Below are 20,872 nucleotides of genomic sequence, written 5' to 3'. Positions count from 1 at the left end.
GGCACACCCGTCCGTGAGGGGGTCTGTGTTAGTTCTTCTCCGCGAGGGTCACGGTGACGCTCTGCGTCTTCCCGTCCCTCATATAGGTGATCTGGACCTGTTGGCCTACTTTAAAACCTCTGACCTGCCCAACCACTGTATCTCCACCATCGACCGCCTTGTTGCCAATCTTGGTGATGAGGTCGCCCTCCTTCAGGCCGCCCTTCTCCGCCGGACTCCCGGCGGCGACCTGGCGGACGAGGGCCCCGGGCACGTCTCCGGTGGCGTCGGTGACGCTCACCCCGAGGAACGGGTGGGTCACCTTGCCGCCGTCGCTGAGCTGGTCGGCCACCTGCTTGGCGGTGTTGATCGGGATGGCGAAGCCGACCCCGATGTTTCCGCCGCCGCCGCCGTTGGTGGCGATGGCCGTGTTGATGCCGACCACCTGGCCGGCCGTGTTGACCAGGGCGCCGCCGGAGTTGCCGGGGTTGATCGCCGCGTCGGTCTGGATGGCTCCGCCGATCGTGGTGGGCTGCCCGCCCTCGGCGCCCCCGCCCCAGCCGGGCGGCTGCTGCTCCTGCCGGCCGCCGACGGTCAGCGTGCGGTCCAGCGCGCTGACGATGCCCATGGTGACCGACCCCTGCAGCCCCAGGGGGCTCCCGATGGCGAGTACGGAGTCGCCGACCTTGAGCTGGTCGCTGTCGCCGAGCGCGGCGGGGGTGAGCCCGGACACGCCGTCCGCCCGGATGACCGCGAGGTCGGTGGTCGGGTCGGTGCCGACGACCGAGGCCCTGGCGGTCTTGCCGTCGCCGAACTTGACCAGCATCTGGCCGCCCTGGCCGGCGCCCACGACCACGTGGTTGTTGGTGAGGATCAGGCCGTCCGCCGACAGGACCACGCCGGAGCCCTCACCGGTGCTGCCCTGGATCATCACGACCGACGGCTTGAGCTTCTCCGCGACGTCGGCGACGGTGAGCGGGCTCGACACCTCGCGGAACGCGGCGGGGGCGGGGACGCCGGTGGCTGCTTCGGGCTGGAACGCGGTGGCGACAGCGGCCCCCGCCACGCCTCCGCCCAGCGCCATCGCCGCGAGCGCCAGCCCGGCGACGGCCTTCCTGCCGATGGAGAGGCCGGGCTTCGCGGGGGCGGGTGGCGGCGGGGGCGCGGGCTGCCCCATGATCATGGTGTCCCGCCGCGGGAAGCCTCCGGCCGAGGGAGGGGTGTCGCCGAACTGGCTCCAGCCGCGGTGGTCCTGCTCGCCAGGCTCGTTCGCGTTCATGTCATCTCCTCAAGTCCCTATGACCCAAGAGTGACAAGCGGCGCGTAAGTGCTGGCTAAGCCGCTGATCGGAGCGGCGCGCGACGGCTGACGGCAGCCTTATCGGCGCTGCTGGGAGCCGGTCACCGGCGCGGGAGTGCGGCGGAGAAAATCTTTGCGCGCGGCGCTCAGTCGTCGGGCGTGTCGCCCGGCTCGCGGAGCTCGCGGAAGTCCGCCACGCCGCCCGCGGGCCTGTCGCGCGAGTCCCACCACACGCGGAACACGTAGAGGGCGGCCCCGACGCCGAACAGGCCGGCGACGTAGAGGATCGCTGACAGCCATCCGGGCATCGCGCCCCCCATGGGTCGGCATGGTGCCCTCAGTGTCGGGGGCCTCCGGTGGCCCGTCAACAGGCGCGCCACCCGCGGCCTCAGGGGGTGGCGGCCCAGTATTCGTCCTTGAGCAGCCGCTTGTAGAGCTTGCCGGTGGCGTGGCGCGGGAGCTTCTCGCGGAAGTCGACGGACTTCGGGCACTTGTACGCGGCCAGCCGGGCACGGCAGTAGGCGATCAGCTCGGCCTCCAGGGCCGGCCCCGCCTCGGCCATGGAGATCGGCTGCACCACCGCCTTGACCTGCTCGCCCATCTCCTCGTCGGGCACGCCGAAGACGGCCACGTCGGCGACTCTCGGGTGGACGGTGAGCACGTTCTCGGCCTCCTGGGGGTAGACGTTCACCCCGCCAGAGATGATCACGTACGAGCGGCGGTCGGTGAGGTAGAGGAACCCGTCTGCGTCGAGGTGGCCGATGTCGCCGAGGGTGGTCCACCCCCGCCCCTGGGGATCCCGCGCGGAGCGGGTCTTGGCGGGGTCGTCGTGATACTCGAAGCTGATCCCGTTGTCGAAGTAGACCAGGCCGGTCTCGCCCACCGGCAGCTCGTGGCCGTCCTCGTCGCAGACGCGCACGGTGCCGAGCAGCGAGCGGCCGACGGTGCCCCGGTGTTCGAGCCAGTCCTGGGAGCCGGTGTAGAGGAAGCCGTTGCCCTCGGTGCCCGCGTAGTACTCGTGGATGATGGGGCCCCACCAGTCGATCATCCGTTCCTTGATCGGGACGGGGCAGGGGGCGGCGGCGTGGATCGCGCACCGCAGCGAGGACAGGTCGTACCTGTCACGGGTCTCCTCCGGCAGCTTGAGCAGCCTGGCGAACATCGCCGGCACGAGTTGCGTGTGCGTGACCCCGTACCTCTCGATCAGCGCGAGGTAGCGCTCCGGGTCGAAGCGCTCCATCACGACGACCGTCGCGCCGAACCGCTGGAAGGTCAGGCAGTAGCGCAGCGGCGCGGCGTGGTAGAGCGGCGCGGGCGAGAGGTAGACGCTGTCCGCGTCCGGCGCGAACAGGCGCTCGACGAGCCCGTAGAGCCTGCTCGGCTCGGTGAGCGGCCCCTGCGGCAGGGCCGGTTTGACGCCCTTGGGCCGGCCGGTGGTGCCGGAGGAGTAGAGCATGTCCGCGCCCAGCGACTCGTCGCCGATCGGGGTCACCGGCAGGCCGGCCACCGCCTCCTCGTACGCGACGAAGCCCTCCGTGCCGCTGCCGGCCTCGGTGCCGTCGGCGGCGGCCAGCATGAGCCGCAGCTCGACGCCGGGGGTGGCCGCGGTGACGGACGCCGCGACACCGGCCAGCTCCGCGCTGGAGACGAACACCCGGGCGCCGCAGTTGTTCAGGATGTAGGCGATCTCGTCCGTGAGCAGCCGCGACCCGATCGCCGTGTAGTACAGGCCCGAACGGTGGGCCGCCCAGGCGACGGCCAGGAACAGCGGATGGTTGGGCAGCATCAGCGCGACGTGGTCGCCCCGGCGCAGCCCGGCGGCGCGGAAGAGGTGCGCCAGCCGGTTGGACTCCTCGTCCAGCCGCCGGTACGTGAGGACCTGGCCGGAGCCCGCCATGACGACGGCGGGCCTGCCGGGGGTGACGGCCGCGACGGCTCCCGGGTACATGGATCCGAACCTATTGCCTCGCCGCCGGACGCGGTGACGAGGCCCCCGGTCAGCCGCGCGGGCGGGAACCGGACCGGGGGCCTGGCCGGGTCATCCGGCCGCGATCACGGAGCCCGCGTACTTCTGCTTGATGAAGTCCTTGACCTTGGGATCCTGGAGGAGCTTGCCGAGCGTCACGATGCCCGCGTCCTTCTCGTGCCCGGCCGCCACGACGAGCCCGTTGGCGTACGGGTTGCCGTCGGCCTTCTCCAGCACCAGCGCCTGTGAGGCGGGCTTGAGCCCGGCCTCGATGGCGTAGTTGCCGTTGATCACCGCGGCGTCCACGTCGTCGAGCGAGCGCGGGAGCTGCGCGGCCTCCAGCGGCTTGAAGACGAGCCGCTTCGGGTTGCCGGTCACGTCGCGCTCGGTGGCCGCGGTGCCCGCGCCCGCCTTCAGCGTGACAAGGCCGTTGTCGGCGAGCAGCTTGAGCGAGCGGCCCAGGTTCGTGGCGTCGTTGGGCACGGCCACGGTGGCGCCGCCGGGCAGCGCCGACAGGGCCGTCACCTTCCTGGAGTACAGGCCGAGCGGCTCCAGGTGCACCGGCGTGACGAAGCTGAGCCGGGTCCCCTTGGAGGCGTTGAAGTCGTCCAGGTAGGGCTTGTGCTGGAAGAAGTTGGCGGTCAACCGGCCCTCGCCGAGCTGCACGTTCGGCTGCACGTAGTCGGTGAACTCCACGATCTCCAGCTTCAGCCCGGCGGCCGGGGCCAGGTTGTCCTTGACGAAGGTGAGGATCTCGGCGTGCGGCACCGGGGTCGCCCCGACCTGCAGCACGGTGTCGGCGGACTCGGCGGGCCCCGAGGTCACGGGCTGCGACGCGCCGCATGCGGCCAGCGACAGTGACAGGACGGCAGCGCCTACAATGCTCCGAAATTTCATGATTTTTCCTTGGTTAGTGGATTTGCCAGAGGCTTACTTGCGCGCCAGACGCCGGGCGACCACGTCGCCCAGGCTCTGGATGAGCTGCACGATCACGACCAGGACCACGACTGTCACGATCATGAGCAGGGTCTCGAACCGCTGGTAGCCGTACCTGACGGCCAGGTCGCCCAGTCCTCCGCCGCCCACGGTCCCCGCCATCGCCGAGTAGCCGATGAGCGCCACGACGGTGACGGTCAGCCCCGCCACCAGCCCGGGGAGCGCCTCGGGCAGCAGCACCTTGCCGACGATCGTGGTGCGGCTCGCGCCCATCGCCTGCGCGGCCTGCACCACGTCGGCGCCGACCTCGCGCAGCGCGGCCTCGACGAGCCGCGCGAAGAACGGCACCGCGCCGACGGTGAGCGGGACGACCACGGCGGCGGTCCCGAGCGTCGTGCCGACGACCAGGCGGGTGAACGGGATGATCGCGATCATCAGCACGATGAACGGCAGCGACCTGCCCACGTTCACCACGACGCCCAGAACGGCCTTCAGCGCCGGAAGCGGCAGCAGCCCGCCCCGGTCGAACACCACGAGCGCCACGCCGAGCGGCAGCCCGAACAGCACGGTGAACAGGGTGGACCAGCCCACCATCTGCGCGGTCTGCCCGGCGGCCTCCCACAGCAGCGGCGCCATCTCGTCCCAGGTCATCGGCCCTCCTCCGATCCGTCGCGGCCACGGCTCACGAGGCCACCTCCACCAGCAACCCGCGCTCGCGCAGGTAGGCCAGGGCTGGGCCGGTCTCGCCGGAGACGGCGACACGCAGGCGGCCGGCGGACCCCCCGGGCAGCTCCTCCACGGAGCCGCCGAGAATGCTGATCTCGACGTCGAACTTGCGCGCCACCTCCGACACGAGCGGACGCTGCGGGTCGCCGGTGAAGGTGAGCGTGACCGAGCCGGGCGGCGCGGGGTCGGGCAGCGGGAAGATCTCCTTCGTCAGGCGTGAGCCGGGCGTCCGGATGAGGTCGGCGATCCGGCCCGACTCCTCGACACGGCCGGCGGCCATGATGGCGACCGAGTCGCAGACGCTCTTGACCACGTTCATCTCGTGGGTGATCAGCAGGATCGTCAGGCCGAGCTCCGCGTTGAGCCGCTTGAGCAGGTCGAGGATGGAACGGGTGGTCGCCGGGTCGAGCGCCGAGGTGGCCTCGTCGGACAGCAGCACGGCCGGGTCGCCGGCGAGCGCCCGCGCGATGCCGACGCGCTGCTTCTGGCCGCCGGAGAGCTGGTGCGGGTGGTCGCCGCCCCGGCCGCCGAGGCCGACCAGGTCGAGCAGCTCGGCCACCCGGCGTCGCCGTTCGGCCCGGGGAACGCCCATGACCTCCAGCGGGAACGCCACGTTGCCGGCGACCGTCCGCGAGGAGAGCAGGGCGAAGTGCTGGTGGATCATGCCGATGCGGCGGCGGGCGAGGTTCAGCTCCCGGCCCGGGAGCGCGGTCAGCTCCTGCCCGGCGACGGTGACCGTGCCTTCGGTCGGCCGTTCGAGCAGGTTGACGCAGCGCAGGAGCGTGCTCTTGCCGGCGCCGCTCCGGCCGAGCACGCCGTGGATCTCGCCTTCGCGTACGTGCAGGTCTACGCCGTCGAGCGCGACCGTGTCACCGTACAGCTTGCGCAGGCCGGACACCTTGATCACGAAATATCCCCACCACTGAGAGCGGCACGCGCCGCTGAGACCGACATCACCGGAAGCGAGAGGGGTTTCAGCGGGTGCCGGGGTGGAAGGGCAGGTGGCTCAGCCTGCGCAGCACGAAACCGGGGGAAATCATGGGGGACCTATCGGGGAGGAACGGGCAGGGGTTTCCTTAGCGGGCCTGACAGCCCGTGGCGCGCATTCGCCCCATACGCAGGTGACACCGCACGCCGCCTTCGCGGGCTTTCGGGTGCTCGGTCACGTATGCCTCGTTCACGACGGTGCCAACGACGCCGCGATATCCCGGCATTCCCGGTCGGGTTAGTGATATGGATCACGGAGCGGGGTGGCCCGCTCGGCGAAGTCCGCCTTGATCTCGGCCATGCGCGGGCCGGGGGCGTAGAACCGGCCCTTGGTCTCGCCGTACGGCCTGAGCCAGCCCCTGGCGGCCAGCTCCCGCAGATCGCGGGCGGCCTGCCCCTGGCTGAGCCCCTCCTCGGCCTGGTAGCGGCTGCGGCGCAGCCGGCGGTTGACGAAGACCTCGTAGAGCGCCGACACGGACCGGACGTTCAGCCCGTCGTCGTCGACCTGCTTCTCCAGCAGCATCCAGATCTCGCCCGCCTCGGCCAGCCGCAGGCGCACCCGCTGGGCCTGCAGGTGGTGCGCGCGCAGGCAGAACCGCACCCAGGACAGCGTGTCGCCATGAGGTCGCCAGGTTCCGCCCTGAACCTCCCGAAGGGCTCGGTAGTAGTCGACGGTGTTCTCCCCCAGGCCGAGCCACTCCTCGATGGAGCAGAACTCCGGGGTCAGGATCTGGTCCCGGCCGAGGACCAGGGTCTGCAGTGCGCGGGACATCCGGCCGTTGCCGTCGCGCCATGGATGGATGGCGACGAGGTTGAAGTGGGCCATCGCGCCGCGCACATAGCTCGGCATGTCGGGGTCACCGTCGTTGAGCCATTCGACGAGCTCGGACATCAGCCCAGGCACCTCTTCAGCGTCCGGCCCCTCGTAGACGACTTCACCGGTCGCGGCATTACGCACATAGATCCCGCCCGGCCGCACCACACCTGGCGTCTTGTCGCGGTGGTGGCCGATCATCATGAAGTTGAGCGCGTTGAGCAACGCCACCTCATAGCGGAAGGCCGGAGCCCGCGAGAGGAACTGGATGTAGGTAAGCGCCTGCTGGTAACCGGCGATCTCGCGGGCCACGGAGCTGGACGTCTCCAATGGTTCCTCCCCCGCCATGATCGACTCGATGTCCTCGACGCCCGCGCGGTAGCCCTCGATCGCATTGGATCCCTGAATCGCGCGGGCTTGGAGCTGCCTGCCGAGCTGCCTGTCCCAGCGGTGGGGCTCGGCCAGCCGGTACTTCAGGTCGCGGCGCATCTCGTCGATCTCCGCCATGACAGCCTGGTCAAGGGGGTCGAGCCGGGGGGTGGCGTACAGCACGCGCCCAGAGAAGCATGAACGAATCATCCGGTCAAAACGGTGAATGATTTGTCCATCTATAAGGCCACAAAAGGCTCCGCCCCGCCTGGTGGCGGGGCGGAGCGGAGCGGTGTGAGGTGATCAGGCGGCGGCGGTGGAGGGGACCTTCGCCGCGGTGAGGGCGATGTCGAGCACCTCGCGCACGTCGCCGACCGTGTGGATGGTCAGCTCGTCACGCACCTCCGCCGGCACGTCGTCCAGGTCCGGCTCGTTGCGGGCCGGGATGAGCACCGTGGTGATGCCCGCCCGGTGGGCCGCCAGCAGCTTCTGCTTGACCCCGCCGATCGGCAGGACCCGGCCGGTGAGCGAGATCTCGCCGGTCATGGCCACGTCGCCGCGGACCTGACGGCCCGACAAGAGCGAGGCCAGCGCCGTCGTCAGCGTCACGCCGGCCGAGGGGCCGTCCTTCGGCACCGCGCCCGCCGGGAAGTGGACGTGGACCGAGCGGTCCTTCAGCGCGGTGACCGGCAGCTCCAGCTCGGCGCCGTGCGAGCGGAGGTAGGACAGGGCGATCCTGGCCGACTCCTTCATGACGTCGCCGAGCTGGCCGGTCAGCGTCAGGCCGGTCTCGCCGGTCTCCGGGTCGGCCAGCGACGCCTCCACGTACAGCACGTCGCCTCCGGCGCCGGTGACCGCCAGGCCCGTCGCCACGCCCGGCACCGAGGTGCGCTGCCTGGACTCGGGCAGCGACGACTCCGGCACGAACCTGGGACGGCCGAGATAGCCGACCAGGTCGTCGGCGCCCACCGTCACGGGCAGGTCGTCCGCGCCGATCTCACGCGCCGCCACCTTGCGCAGGACGCGGGCGACCGAGCGCTCCAGCGACCGGACCCCGGCCTCGCGGGTGTACTCGGCGGCCAGCCTGCGCAGCGCGGCGTCCTCGACGGTGACGTCTTCGGAGGTGAGGCCCGCCAGTTCGAGCTGCCTGGGCAGCAGGTGGTCGCGGGCGATGGCGACCTTCTCGTCCTCGGTGTAGCCGTCGAGCGTGACCACCTCCATGCGGTCGAGCAGCGGGCCCGGGATGGCCTCCAGGACGTTGGCCGTGGCCAGGAAGAGCACGTCGCTCAGGTCGAGCTCGACCTCGAGGTAGTGGTCGCGGAAGGTGTGGTTCTGGGCCGGGTCGAGCACTTCCAGCAGCGCCGCCGTGGGGTCGCCCCGGTAGTCGGCGCCGACCTTGTCGACCTCGTCCAGCAGCACGACGGGGTTCATCGAGCCGGCCTCGCGGATGGCGCGGACGATCCGGCCGGGCAGGGCGCCGACGTAGGTGCGCCGGTGGCCGCGGATCTCCGCCTCGTCGCGGACGCCGCCGAGCGCGACCCGGACGAACTTGCGCCCCATCGCGTGGGCCACGGACTCGCCGAGGGAGGTCTTGCCGACCCCGGGAGGGCCGGCGAGGGCCAGCACGGCGCCGCCGCGGCGGCCGCCCACCACGCCGAGCCCCTTGTCCTGGCGGCGCTTGCGGACGGCCAGGTGCTCGATGATGCGGTCCTTGACGTCGTCGAGCCCGGTGTGGTCGGCGTCGAGCACGGCCCGCGCCCCGGCGATGTCGTAGTTGTCGTCGGTGCGCTCGTTCCACGGGATGTCGAGGACCGTGTCGAGCCAGGTGCGGATCCAGCCGGTCTCGGGGGACTGGTCGGAGGTCCGCTCCAGCTTGTCGACCTCCTTGAGCGCCGCCTCACGTACCTTCTCCGGCAGGTCGGCGGCCTCCACGCGGGCGCGGTAGTCCTCCTCCTCGGTCTCGGCCGAGTCGCCGTTGAGCTCCTTGAGCTCCTTGCGTACGGCGGCGAGCTGCTGGCGCAGCAGGAACTCCCGCTGCTGCTTCTCCATGCCCTCCTGGACGTCCTTGCGGATCGTCTCGGCGACGTCGAGCTCGGCGAGGTGCTCACGGGACCACTCGACCAGCTTGGCCAGCCGGTCGGCAGGGTCGGCGGCCTCGAGCAGCTCGACCTTCTGGGCCGTGGTCAGCCAGGGGGTGTAGCCGGAGCTGTCGGCGAGCACCGAGGGGTCGTCGATCTGGTTGACCTGGTCGACCACCTGCCAGGCGCCGCGCTTCTGCAAGATCGTGGTGGCCAGGCCCTTGTACTCCTTGGCCAGCTCCTGGGCGCGCTCACCCGCGGCGACGGGGTCGACCGTGATGGCCTCCACCCACAGTGCGGCGCCCGGACCTGTGGTGCCGGTGCCCACGCGCACGCGGTTGACGCCGCGCACGACGGCGGCCGGCTCGCCACCGGGCAGCCTCCCGACCTGCTCCACGACGGCCTGCACACCGACCGCGCCGTAGCGGCCGTCGATCCGGGGAACGAGGAGCACCTGCGGCTTGTTGAGGCCTGATGCGCGGCTCGACGACTCGGCCGCGTCGATCGCCGCCCGCACCTCGGAGTCGGACAGGTCCAGCGGAACCACCATGCCCGGCAGGACGACTGCGTCGTCCAGCGGCAGGACCGGGAGGATCAAGCTCTCACTCATTGCGAACTCCCAAGGGTTGAGTTATCCAGACTCAAGTCATCAGAGCGTCCGAATGTTCCCTTCCTTGTGGATGTTCGCTCAGAGCGAGCGTAATCGTGTAAGCAATACCTGAGTACGACGACCTGAGTCCGATGTCGCCCACCCGCCCCGCCTCGTAAGCTGTCCGGGTGATCTCGGCAGCGGTGCGCCCCTTCGCGCTGGCGCTCTTCCGGGGCGTGGCCGATCCCCCGCCGGCCCGGTCGCGGCGGCTCGCCCCGGCGGTGCCGCGGCGGTTGGCCCGGATGCTGCCCTTCGCGCGGGTCGACCTGGTGCGGGTCGCCGAGGCTGTGCTGGCCTGGGTGCTGTTGATGGAGTCGCAGAGCCTGTGGTGGGTCGCGCTGGGCGGATCGGGGTGGGGCGTCCTCGCCAGCCTGGCGGTCGCGCTCCCCGTGGCGCTGCGCGACAGGTGGCCGCTCGCCGCCTGGCGGACGACCGTGGTGCCGCTGCCCGCGTTCTACTACGTGGCCGCGGCTGACGCGGAGCCCTACGCGCTCGCCGCCATGCTGGTGTACTTACTGGTGCTCTATTCGGTGGCCGTGCGCTGCGACCGGCAGATCACGTTCGCCGTGTGGGTCATCACGGTCGTCGCCATGTTGATCGTCCACCCGCCCGGCATGCCGCTCGGCGCGGTGGTCGTGTCCGTGGCCGTCCTGTTCGGCTACAACGTGCGCGTGCGCCGCAACGCCACCTCCCGGCTGGTCGAGGAAGAGAAACGCGCCAAGTTCGCCGTCCGCGCCCAGGCCGTCCTCGAGGAGCGCGCCCGCATCGCACGCGAGCTGCACGACATCGTCGCCCACCACATGTCCGTGATCGCGATCCAGGCCGAGGCGGTGCCGCTGAAGGCGGCGGGCGATCCCGCCCGGCTGGAGGCGGGGCTGGCTGAGATCCGCACGCTGTCGCTGGAGGCGATCTCGGAGCTCCGCCAGGTGCTCGGCGTGCTGCGCGACCAGGACGGTCGCACCGACACCGCCCCGCAGCCCGGCCTCGACCGGGTCGGCGAGCTGGTCGCCAACGCCCGCGCCGCCGGGCTCGCCGTCACGGTGCGGCGGTCCGGCTCCCTCGACCGGCTGCCGCCCGCGGTGGGCCTGTCGGCGTACCGGATCGTGCAGGAGTCTCTCAGCAACGCGATGCGCCACGCGCCCGGCGCCATGGTCGCGCTCGACATCACGTGCGAGGACGACCGCGTACGGGTGCGCGTCGCCAACAGCCCGGGCACCTCGCCCAGCGGCGCCCCAGGGGCCGGCCAGGGGCTCGTCGGCATGCGCGAACGAGCGGCCCTGCTCGGGGGCGACCTGGAGGCGAGGCCGGTCGATGGAGGCGGGTTCAAGGTGACGGCAACCCTGCCGATCACAGCCGCGGAAGACCCCCCATGACCGCCCGGGCCGACCACCCAGCGGATCGCTCCCAGCTCCCGGCCGGGCGCCGGGCAGCGGGGGCGGCGGGCGCGTCGCGGGGGCACGGGCGTCGCGACGGCACGGGCATCACGGGAGGCTGGGACGCGGGTGAGGCGGGGACGCGGGTGAGGCGATCAGGAGAGGGGGGCGGCGTGATCAGGGTGTTGATCGCCGATGACCAGGGCATGGTGCGCACCGGGTTCACGGTGTTCCTGAGCGCTCAGCCCGACATCGAGGTCGTGGGCGAGGCGGCCGACGGGGCGCAGGCGATCGAGCGGGCCGCCGAGCTCGGCCCCGACGTGGTGCTGATGGACGTGCGGATGCCGGTGATGGACGGGCTGACGGCCACCAGGCGGTTGCTGGCCGAGGGCGGCGGTCCGAGGGTGCTCGTCCTCACCACGTTCGACCTCGACGACTACGTCTACGAGGCGCTGCGGGCGGGAGCGAGCGGGTTCCTGCTCAAGGACGCCTCGGCCGCCCAGCTCGCCGATGCGGTGCGGGTGGTCGCCGCCGGTGAGGCGCTGATCGCTCCGGCGGTCACCAAGCGGCTGATCCACGAGTTCGCCCGGCTCGGTGGTCCCCGCGCACCGACGGCCAGGCGGCTGGCCGAGCTGACGGAGCGGGAGACGGAGGTGCTGTCCCTGGTCGCGCAGGCCCTGTCCAACCAGGAGATCGCCGGGCGGCTGGTGGTCTCCGAGCAGACGGTCAAGACGCACGTGGGGCGGGTGCTGATGAAGCTCGGTCTGCGCGACCGGGCCCAGGCGATCGTCTACGCCTACGAGACCGGCCTGGTGCGGCCGGGCGACTGACGGTCCCCGGCCAGCCGGTCCCCTGCCTGAACTCCGCCCAGGCGGCCACCACCCTGGGCAGGCTCAGCCAGACGACCACGGTGACGGCGAAGCCGCACTCCGAGCACGGTTACCCGGCCCGCGTCTTCCAGGCCACCGCCGACGGCGCGTCCAGCCAGGCCGCGCGCGCTCCAGGGCCGCCTACTCGGCTGGATCGTCGGCGACGCTGCCGGGGACGTTGGGGTTGACACTGTCGGTGGCCCTGTCGGGCTCCGGTGAGGGAGTTCGGGCCCCGTTTGGGTGACCGAGCAGATACTCTGGGTAGCAATTCTCGGCCGCGGAAGCACCTGCCTCATTCGGGATGACGAACATGGGGAATTGGTGTTGAGTCATGTCGTATGCCTCAGTTGTACGCGACGGGGCGTCGACGGGACGAGGGGGACGACTCCTGGCGCAATCAGGATGTCACCGCCCCCTCGTCCCACCAACGTTATGGGTTTGTCATATATACGCATAACGGGCCTCCCGCTCCTCTTTCGGGAGAAGCAGAGAGACCCTACCGGAAACCGGCCATGGGACCGTTTCCCGAATAAGCCTCGAACGCGAACCGGAATCCGGTTCGCGTTCAGGACGGCGGGCAGGTAAGGCCCCGCCGGACCGAACTGTACATAACATCAACAGCGCCTCGCTCGCGTACTCGTGAATCAATCTCAGATCAATTCAGCCTCAGGCGCAACATTGATGGCAGGCCATTGTCCTGCCGTATCCCCAGCGCTCCGGATTTGAGGCGTTCATCACCCGAGTGCGCGGACGACCATCTCCCTCTACCGTCTGGAGAATGGATCCGATCGCGCTCTTCCACCAGGTGGCCGCCTCCGTGCCCGCATACCGGGCGTTCCTCGGGGAGCACGGCATCGACCCCGCGCAGGTCACGACATTTCAGGACTTCGTACGGTTGCCGATGACCACCAAGGAGACCTACACCCGCCGCCATCCCCTTCCGCGGCTGTGCCGTGACGGCGTGATCGGCGACATGATCGCGGTGTCCTCCGGCTCGACGGGCGAGCCGTCGTTCTGGCCGCGCTCGCTCTCCGACGAACGAGTGATCGCCGAACGGTTCGAGGAGGTGTTCAGGGACTGCTTCGACGCCCGTTCGCGCCGGACGCTGGCCGTGGTCTGCTTCGCGCTCGGCACCTGGGTGGGCGGCCTGTTCACCGTCAACTGCTGCCGCCAGCTGGCCGAACGCGGCTACCCCATCACGGTGGTGGCGCCGGGCAGCGACAAGCGCGAGATCCTGCGGGTCGTCCCCGAACTGGCCCCCCACTTCGACCAGGTGGTGCTGCTCGGCTACCCGCCGTTCCTCAAGGACGTCATCGACATGGGCCTGCCGTGGTCGCGGTGGGACCTCAAGCTCGTCACGGCGGGCGAGGTGTTCAGCGAGGAGTGGCGCACGCTCGTGGCCGACCGGGCCGGGATCGCCGACCCGGTGCGCGGCATCGCCTCCCTGTACGGCACGGCCGACGCGGGCGTGCTGGGCAACGAGACTCCACTGTCGGTCGAGATCCGCCGCTTCCTCGCCGAACGCCCGGAGACGGCCAGGGAGCTGTTCGGCGAGTCGCGCCTGCCGACGCTCGTGCAGTACGACCCCGAGGTGCGCTTCTTCGAGGAGCACGAGGGCACGCTGCTCTTCTCCGGCGACAACGGCGTCCCGCTGGTGCGCTACCACATCGCCGACGAAGGCGGGGTGGTGCCGTACGACAGGATGCTGGACTTCGTCGGGCGGCACGGCTTCGAGCCGTCCCACGCCGGGCCGCGCCGCCCGTTCGTGTACGTCTTCGGCCGCAGCCAGTTCACCGTGTCCTACTACGGGGCGAACGTCTACCCGGAGAACATCGCGGTCGGGCTGGCGCAGCCCCCGGTCAGCTCGCTGGTGACGGGGAAGTTCGTGATGGAGGTGGTGGAGAACTCCCGGCGCGACCGGCATCTGGTGGTGACCGTGGAGCTGATGCCCGGGGAGCGACCGTCGGAGGGGACCGCCCACGCGGTCGCCGACTCGATCCTGGCGCAGTTGCTCCGGCTCAACAGCGAGTTCGCGCACTACGTGCCGGGCTCGCGGCAGGCGCCGCTGATCCGGTTGAGGGAGAGCGGCGACCCGGCCTACTTCCCACCGGGGGCCAAACACCGCTACACCCGCTGACCGCCCCCGGCGCCCGCACCACGACGCCGACACCTCTCCGCCGCTCCAGGGGTCGCTGCCTCCTGCGCCTGCGCGCGCTCCGCCCATGTGTGCCCTGCCCGCCTGTGCCCCCGCGCCTCCTCGGGGAGGGCCCGGGGGCCGGTGGGGGCGTGGCGCGAGGAGGTCAGCAGGGTGCGAGACCGGGCCACAGCGCCACTTGGGCGACGCGGCGTTGTGACGCAAAGTTTAACGACACGGTGTCGTCATGCACTTGACGCCTCCCCGGCGGGTTTGTGACACTGCGTCATGAAACTGTCGTACGCGATGGGGTGAAGTGTGACGTCGTTCTCCGAGACCTTGAAGAACGCCACCTGGAGCGACCACGAGTCGGCCGAGGAGGAGAGCTACCTCAAGGAGCTGATGAATGGCCGGTTGAGCTCGTCCGAGTACGGCGAGATGGTCGCCCAGCACTACTTCGCCTACCTGGCGCTCGACGGCGCCTCAAGGGTGCTGGCCGAGCATCCGGTGGCGGGGCGGTTCGTCTTTCCGGAGCTCTACCGGGAGCGCGCTCTGGAGCGCGACCTGGCCACCGTCTTCGGTCCGGCGTGGCGTGACCGGATCACCCCCTCGAAGGCGACCCGGACCCTGGTCGCGAGGATCCACCAGGTGTCCGACTGGCCCGGCGGCTACATAGCCCACCACTACACGCGTTACATGGGCGACCTGTCGGGCGGGCAGTTCATCCGGATGGAGCTGCAGCGGATCTACGGCTACCAGAAGGGCGGCGGCGTCGACTTCTACCTGTTCGACGAGGTGGGGAGCCTGCCCAGGTTCAAGAACGAATATCGGGCCCGGCTGGACGCTCTGGTGCTGGACGAGCGCGAGCAGCAGCGGATCATCCGCGAGGTCAAGCTGGCCTACCAGCTCAACACCGAGGTGCTGGCCGAGCTGCTGCACGTGGTGCGGGCCGCCGCCTGAATCCAGGCGAGGGCCGGCGGTCACACGGTGAGGGCTCGGCGGACGGCGGTCTCGGCCTGTTCGCCGCCGACGCCGGACGAGGTCACCTTCCCCGCCTCCAGGACGTAGTAGCGCTGAGCCGCCTTCACCGCGAAGCCGACGTGCTGCTCCACCAGCAGCACCGACATCCCTTCCCTGCCCGCCAGGTCCAGGATCGTCCGCTCGATCTCGGCGACCACCGACGGCTGGATGCCCTCGGTGGGCTCGTCGAGCAGCAGGAGCCGGGGCTCGGTGATCAGCGCGCGGGCGATGGCGAGCTGCTGGCGCTGCCCGCCGGACAGCAGGCCCGCGCGGCGGCCCATCAGCCCGGTCAGCGCGGGGAACAGGTCGAGCGCCTCCGCCATGGCCGTCCTGCCGTTGCGGCGGCCGTCGGCGATGAGCTGGAGGTTCTCCGCCGTGGTCAGGTGCGGGAAGCACTGCTGGCCCTGCGGCACGTAGGCCATCCCGCGCGCCACCCGCTGATGCGGTGCCAGGCCGGTGATGTCCTCGCCGGTCAGCCGGATGGCGCCCCGGCGCGGGGTGAGCAGGCCGATGGCGGCCCGCAGCAGCGTGCTCTTGCCGGCTCCGTTGTGGCCGAGCACGGCGGTGACGCCGCCCTCCCGCACGGCGAGCGACAGGCCGTGCAGCACGATGCTGCGGCCGTAGCCGAGGTCGATCCCGTCGAACTCCAGCATCATGTCCCTTCCCTGCCGCCCGGACGGTCCGGCGCGGTGGGCGCGTGCCCCAGGTAGACCTCCTGGACCTTCGGGTCCGCCTGCACCTCGGCGACGGTGCCCTCGCTCAGCTTGCGGCCGGCGTGCATCACGGTGACGGTACGGGCGAAGCGGCGCAGGAAGTCCATGTCGTGCTCGATGACCACGACGGTGCGTTCCCTGCTGAGCAGCCCGAGCAGCTCCCCCGTCGCCTCGCGCTCGTCCTGGCTCATCCCGGCCACGGGTTCGTCGAGCAGCAGCAGTCTGGCGTCCTGCACCAGCAGCATGCCGATCTCCAGCCACTGCTTCCGGCCGTGGGCGAGCGCGCCCGCGGGCTTGTCGCGCTCCCCGGTCAGGCCGATCGCCTCCATCGCCTCCGCCACGACGGGCGGGACGCCGGAACGCCTGCGCAGCATGGTCAGCGGACCGCGGCCCGTTCCGGCGGCGATGTCGAGGTTCTGCAGCACGGTGAGCTCCTCGAACACGGTCGCGGTCTGGAACGTGCGGCCGATGCCGAGCCGGGCGATGTGGTGGACCTTCCGGCCCAGCAGCTCCCGGCCGCCGAACGAGGCCGAACCCGTAGCCTTCACCAGGCCCGTGACGGCGTCCACGAGCGTGGTCTTCCCGGCGCCGTTGGGTCCGATGATGAAGCGCACGTCACCGGGCGGCACGTCGATGTCCACGCCGTCCACGGCGGCGAACCCGTCGAAGACCACCCTGAGGTCGCGGATCAGCAGCCCGGCGCCACTCTCTCCGCTCATGGGGCGACCTCCCTCGTGGGCTCGCCGGGCGCCGGGGCTTCCAAGGCCCCGTCCACGGCCCCGTCCACGGTCCCCTCCAAGGGGGACGAGCTCGCGGCGCGCGGGTCGAGGAATGACGGCACTTCAGGCGGCCCGCCAGGCCGTACTCCGGGCGGCGCCTCAGGCGCCTCAGGCGCCCCGGCGGGTACGGCGCGGCGGCGGCGGACGAGGCCGGCCACGGAACCCAGGCCGCCCGGCAGGAAGGCCACCACCAGGACGAACAGCAGCCCCTCGAAGTACGTCCACCCCGCCGGGAACTGCTCCGACAGGGCCGTCTTCGCCCACGCCAGCCCGACCGCGCCGAGCGCGGGCCCCACCAGCGTCGCCCGGCCGCCGAGCGCGACCCCGATGACGAACTCGATGGACGGCACGACCCCGATCAGCGCGGGCGAGATGATGCCCACGGCCGGCACGAACAGCGCCCCGGCCAGGCCCGCCATCCCCGCGGCGACGACGTAGGCGACCAGCTTGACCCGGGCCGGGTCGTAGCCGAGGAAGCGGACCCGCTCCTCGGCGTCCCGCGTGGCGACGAGCAGCTCGCCGTACCGGCTGAGCATGAGCTGCCGCGCGACCGCCAGCATCAGCAGCAGGCAGGCGGCGACGATGAAGTAGACCACGCGCTGGTTGGCGGGGTCGGCGAGGTCGTAGCCGAAGAAGCCCTGGATGTCGGTGAGGCCGTTCGTGCCGCCGGTGGTGCCCTGCTCGCCGATCAGGTAGATGGCCATGGCGGCGGCCAGCGCCTGGGAGAGGATGGCGAAGTACGCGCCCCGCACCCGCCGCCGGAAGACCAGCGAGCCGAGCAGGAACGCCAGCGCCATGGGCACCAGCACCACGGCGGCCAGCGCGAACACCGGGCTGGTGAACGGTTCCCACCACCACGGCAGCCGCTCCACCTGGCCGTAGAGCCGCATGAAGTCGGGCAGGTCGCCGGGTCCGGCGTCGGCGAGCTTGAGGTGCATCGCCATGGCGTAGCCGCCCAGGCCGAAGAACACGCCCTGGCCGAGGACGAGCATCCCGCCGCGCCCCCAGGCCAGGCCGATGCCGACGGCCACGATCGCCATGCACAGGTACTTGGCGAGCAGGTTGAGCCGGAAGTCGCCCAGCGCCAGCGGCGCCACCGCGAAGAGCGCGACGGCGGCGAGGCCGAACCCGGCGGCCGTGCGCGCCCGCGACTGGGAGGCGCGGAGCCGGAACCGGCCCCTCCCGGCCGCGGTGCCGGGGCCGGTCACGCGAGGCTCCTGGTGCGCAGCGTGAACAGGCCCTGTGGCCGCCATTGCAGGAACGCCACGATGGCGAGGAAGACCAGCACCTTGGCGACGCTGATGGTGGTGGAGTACTCCACCAGCGACTGCATCATGCCGAGGGCGAAGGCCACGATCACGGTGCCCTTCAGCTGCCCGATGCCGCCGACCACGACGACGAGGAAGGCGTCGATGATGATGTTGGTGCCCATGGTCGGCCCGATCGGCCCCACCAGGGTCAGCGCGACCCCGGCGACGCCGGCGAGCCCGGAGCCGATGAAGAAGGTCACCCGGTCCACGCGGCCGGTGGCGATGCCGGAGGCGGCGGCCAGATCGCGGTTCTGGACGACGGCGCGGACGCGGCGGCCCAGGGGCGTCGCGCGCAGCAGCAGGGTCAGCGCGGCGACCGCCAGCAGCGCCAGGGCGAGGATGAACAGCCGGCTGTTGGCCAGGACCAGGTCGCCCGCGCCGGTCGAGAGGATCTTCACGCTGCCGGTGAGGAGCTCCGGCGCCTGGGTCTGCACGTTCGGCGCGCCGAAGACGTCGCGGGCGAGCTGCTGCAGCAGCAGCGACACGCCCCAGGTGACGAGCAGGGTGTCGAGCCTGCGGGTGTAGAGCCGGCGGATGAGCAGGCGCTCCAGCACCACGCCCATCGCCCCGGCGACGAGGAACGCCACCGGCAGCGCGACCAGCAGCGACACCCCGGCACCGCTGATCACCTGCTGCAGGACGTACACGGTGTACGCGCCGGCCATGATGAACTCGCCGTGGGCCATGTTGATGACGTTCATCTGGCCGAAGGTGAGCGACAGGCCCAGCGCGATGAGCAGCAGCACCGCGCCGATGCTGATGCCGGTGAACAGTTGGCTGAAGACCAGCGTCACAGGTCGTACCTCCGGGTCGTAGGGGGACGCGGCCCGGGGCGGGGCGAGCAGGGCTCGCCCCGCCCGCGGGTCAGGCCAGGCCGCTCGCCCAGTCGTAGTCCTTGAGGTACGGGTCGGGCTTGATCGGCTCGCCGGAGTTCCACACCTCCGAGATCAGCCCGTCGGGGCCCACCTCGCCGATGCGGGCGGTCTTGAAGACGTGCTGCGTGGGGCCGTCCACCGTGACCTTGCCCTCGGGGGCGTCGAAGGTGATGCCGCCGCCCGCGCCCGCCGCCCTGACCTTCTCGACGTCGAACGACCCCGCCTTCTCCACCATCGCCTTCCACAGGTGGACCGACACGTACGCGGCCTCCATGGGGTCGCTGGTCGGCTTGTCCTGCCCGTACTTGGCCTTGTACGCCTTGACGAACGTCTCGTTGGCCTTGCCCGGAGTCGTCTGGTAGTAGTTCCAGGCCGTCAGCTGGCCCTCCAGGTACTGGGTGCCGATGCTCTTGACCTCCTCCTCGGCGATGGACACCGACAGCACCGGCATCTTCGCGGCGGTGAGGCCGGCGGACTTGTACTCCTTGAAGAAGGCCACGTTGCTGTCGCCGTTGAGGGTGTTGAACACCGCGCTCGCGCCCGAGGCCTTCACCTTGTTGGTGATGGTGGAGAACTCGGTGGAGCCCAGCGGCGCGTACTCCTCCCCGAGGATCTTCATGCCGTTGGCCGCCGCGTACGCCTTGATGATCTTGTTGGCGGTGCGCGGGAAGACGTAGTCGCTGCCCACCAGGTACAGCGAGGTCTTGCCCTTGCTCTTGAGGTAGTCCAGGGCGGGCACGATCTGCTGGTTGGTGGTGGCGCCGGTGTAGTAGATGTACGGCGACTGCTCCAGCCCCTCGTACTGCACCGGGTAGAACAGCAGCGCCTTGTTCTTCTCGTACACCGGCTTGACCGCCTTGCGGCTGGCGGAGGTCCAGCACCCGAACACGGCGGCGACGCGGTCCTGGCTGATGAGCTTCTGCGACTTCTCGGCGAACGTGGGCCAGTCCGAGGCGCCGTCCTCGCTGATCGGCTCGATCTTCTTGCCGAGGACGCCCCCCGCGGCGTTGATCTCCTCGACGGCGAGCAGGAGGGCGTTCTTGACGGTGACCTCGCTGATGGCCATGGTGCCGGAGAGCGAGTTGAGCAGGCCGATCTTGACGGTGGCGCCCGACGTGTCGGCCGAGGCCTGGGGCGCGGCGCCCTGGCCGGTCGTCCTGCCGCACGCGCCGAGCATCAGGGCGGCGGTGAGGACCGCCGCTGTCGCCGCCGTACGGTGTCCGCGAACCCGGAACATGGAGACCTCCTTCGCCCCTCCCGGGGCGTCGTACACGAAAAGCCGACGACGAGGCCGCGCGCCGCGGGCGCCGTCGCTTTTCTCACGGGGCAATAACTGATTTCGGCGGCCTGGCGGGACGCCTCGGGTCGGATGCCGTGGATTTCCGTGCCCGCTCTCCGGGCGGCACGTGAATAGGGAGGTAGCGGGCCTGAATACGCCGATCACCGGGTGTTCACGCCCTTGGACGGGCATAGCCAGCGTCTGTGAGGGCGATTACCGCCGCGTTTCACGGCCCTTAATTAGCTGTATCCGGGTGCTGCCCGCCGAATCATGCCGAATACATGAAAGCCACGCGCGGATCAGGACCGGATCGGGCCGGTACGACCCCGCCGCGTCACCCCATGTCACGGGCCGCGGCCTACCATGGGCCTATGCCCCGCATCTCCGCCGCCACCATCGGCGAGCACCGTGCCCAGACGCGTGATCGCATCCTGCGGGCGGTCTCGCGGCTGTCGCGGGAGCAGGGGATCGACGCCATCTCCATGACCGACGTGGCGCACGAGGCCGGCATCACCCGGACCGCCCTCTACAACTACTACCCGGACAAGGCGGCGCTGCTGCTCGCCTTCACCGAGCAGGTCACCAGCTACTTCATCGAGAGCTACGAGCGGGAGCTGCCCGCGGGCGCCTCCCCCGCCGACCGGCTGCGCGCGTTCGTCCGGCTGCAGCTCGCCGGGCTGCTGGCGCACCCGCACCCGGGCCCGGCCGACCTCGGCG

The 20,872-nt window shown here is 70.9% G+C and carries 18 protein-coding genes; 5 read left to right on the top strand and 13 right to left on the bottom strand.

From position 1 onward, the window contains the following. Positions 1 to 28 precede the first annotated feature (28 nt). From DQW85_RS07325 to lon, 8 genes are all read right to left on the bottom strand, one after another. Entirely contained in the window at positions 29 to 1,258 is a 1,230-nt protein-coding gene (locus tag DQW85_RS07325) for a S1C family serine protease (protein ID WP_113699627.1), read from the bottom strand. A 166-nt stretch (positions 1,259 to 1,424) separates the two neighbouring features. Further along, a complete protein-coding gene (locus tag DQW85_RS44250) occupies positions 1,425 to 1,598 on the bottom strand; it encodes a hypothetical protein (protein WP_162794804.1) in 174 nt (57 codons plus the stop codon). A 68-nt stretch (positions 1,599 to 1,666) separates the two neighbouring features. Then, positions 1,667 to 3,226: an AMP-binding protein gene (locus DQW85_RS07320; protein WP_113699626.1), complete on the bottom strand. Its 1,560-nt coding sequence runs from the start codon at positions 3,224 to 3,226 to the stop codon at positions 1,667 to 1,669. A 90-nt stretch (positions 3,227 to 3,316) separates the two neighbouring features. After that, the gene (locus DQW85_RS07315) at positions 3,317 to 4,141 is read right to left on the bottom strand and encodes a MetQ/NlpA family ABC transporter substrate-binding protein (protein WP_113699625.1); all 825 of its coding nucleotides are present in this window, start codon (positions 4,139 to 4,141) and stop codon (positions 3,317 to 3,319) included. A 33-nt stretch (positions 4,142 to 4,174) separates the two neighbouring features. Continuing rightward, a complete protein-coding gene (locus tag DQW85_RS07310; RefSeq protein ID WP_113699624.1) occupies positions 4,175 to 4,831 on the bottom strand; it encodes a methionine ABC transporter permease in 657 nt (218 codons plus the stop codon). A 31-nt stretch (positions 4,832 to 4,862) separates the two neighbouring features. Further along, a complete protein-coding gene (locus tag DQW85_RS07305) occupies positions 4,863 to 5,813 on the bottom strand; it encodes a methionine ABC transporter ATP-binding protein (protein WP_113699623.1) in 951 nt (316 codons plus the stop codon). Between the two features lie 318 nt (positions 5,814 to 6,131). Beyond that, on the bottom strand, positions 6,132 to 7,259 hold the full coding sequence (locus DQW85_RS07300) for a Fic family protein (RefSeq protein ID WP_113699622.1): 1,128 nt from the start codon (positions 7,257 to 7,259) through the stop codon (positions 6,132 to 6,134). Between the two features lie 120 nt (positions 7,260 to 7,379). Then, positions 7,380 to 9,764 (bottom strand): endopeptidase La, encoded by a 2,385-nt coding sequence (gene lon, locus DQW85_RS07295; protein WP_113699621.1) that lies wholly within the window; start codon positions 9,762 to 9,764, stop codon positions 7,380 to 7,382. Between the two features lie 167 nt (positions 9,765 to 9,931). Between lon and DQW85_RS07290 the strand changes: the two genes are divergently transcribed. The 4 genes from DQW85_RS07290 (at position 9,932) to DQW85_RS07275 (ending at position 15,139) form a co-directional block, all read left to right on the top strand. Next, positions 9,932 to 11,176, top strand: coding sequence for a sensor histidine kinase (locus DQW85_RS07290; protein WP_162794803.1), 1,245 nt, complete (start codon positions 9,932 to 9,934; stop codon positions 11,174 to 11,176). A 173-nt stretch (positions 11,177 to 11,349) separates the two neighbouring features. Continuing rightward, positions 11,350 to 12,006, top strand: a complete 657-nt coding sequence (locus tag DQW85_RS07285; RefSeq protein WP_240196991.1) for a response regulator — start codon at positions 11,350 to 11,352, stop codon at positions 12,004 to 12,006. A gap of 817 nt (positions 12,007 to 12,823) precedes the next feature. Further along, positions 12,824 to 14,182 (top strand): phenylacetate--CoA ligase family protein, encoded by a 1,359-nt coding sequence (locus DQW85_RS07280; RefSeq protein WP_113699618.1) that lies wholly within the window; start codon positions 12,824 to 12,826, stop codon positions 14,180 to 14,182. 315 nt (positions 14,183 to 14,497) lie between these two features. Next, positions 14,498 to 15,139 carry a biliverdin-producing heme oxygenase gene (locus DQW85_RS07275; RefSeq protein WP_113699617.1) on the top strand — a complete coding sequence of 214 codons (642 nt, stop codon included), beginning with the start codon at positions 14,498 to 14,500 and terminating at the stop codon, positions 15,137 to 15,139. A gap of 20 nt (positions 15,140 to 15,159) precedes the next feature. On the opposite strand, the gene urtE is transcribed toward DQW85_RS07275, so the two are convergent. From urtE to urtA, 5 genes are all read right to left on the bottom strand, one after another. Continuing rightward, entirely contained in the window at positions 15,160 to 15,855 is a 696-nt protein-coding gene (gene urtE / locus DQW85_RS07270; protein ID WP_338043360.1) for an urea ABC transporter ATP-binding subunit UrtE, read from the bottom strand. Next, on the bottom strand, positions 15,852 to 16,631 hold the full coding sequence (gene urtD / locus DQW85_RS07265; RefSeq protein WP_113699616.1) for an urea ABC transporter ATP-binding protein UrtD: 780 nt from the start codon (positions 16,629 to 16,631) through the stop codon (positions 15,852 to 15,854). Before urtD ends, urtE begins: the two co-directional genes overlap by 4 nt. Then, positions 16,628 to 17,899 carry an urea ABC transporter permease subunit UrtC gene (gene urtC / locus DQW85_RS07260; RefSeq protein ID WP_240196990.1) on the bottom strand — a complete coding sequence of 424 codons (1,272 nt, stop codon included), beginning with the start codon at positions 17,897 to 17,899 and terminating at the stop codon, positions 16,628 to 16,630. The genes urtD and urtC overlap by 4 nt, the downstream gene beginning before the upstream one ends. Further along, positions 17,896 to 18,795, bottom strand: a complete 900-nt coding sequence (urtB, locus tag DQW85_RS07255; RefSeq protein WP_113699614.1) for an urea ABC transporter permease subunit UrtB — start codon at positions 18,793 to 18,795, stop codon at positions 17,896 to 17,898. The genes urtC and urtB overlap by 4 nt, the downstream gene beginning before the upstream one ends. A 70-nt stretch (positions 18,796 to 18,865) precedes the next feature. Beyond that, positions 18,866 to 20,113 carry an urea ABC transporter substrate-binding protein gene (gene urtA / locus DQW85_RS07250; protein WP_113699613.1) on the bottom strand — a complete coding sequence of 416 codons (1,248 nt, stop codon included), beginning with the start codon at positions 20,111 to 20,113 and terminating at the stop codon, positions 18,866 to 18,868. A gap of 413 nt (positions 20,114 to 20,526) precedes the next feature. Here urtA and DQW85_RS07245 point away from each other — a divergent pair. After that, the coding region (locus tag DQW85_RS07245; RefSeq protein ID WP_162794802.1) for a TetR/AcrR family transcriptional regulator at positions 20,527 to 20,872 on the top strand (346 nt) is incomplete at its 3' end.

This window comes from Nonomuraea lactucae, assembly GCF_003313395.1.
Classification (GTDB): domain Bacteria; phylum Actinomycetota; class Actinomycetes; order Streptosporangiales; family Streptosporangiaceae; genus Nonomuraea; species Nonomuraea lactucae.
The sequence above is the reverse complement of the archived record's forward strand: the minus strand, read 5'-3'. Positions and strand labels throughout refer to the sequence as shown.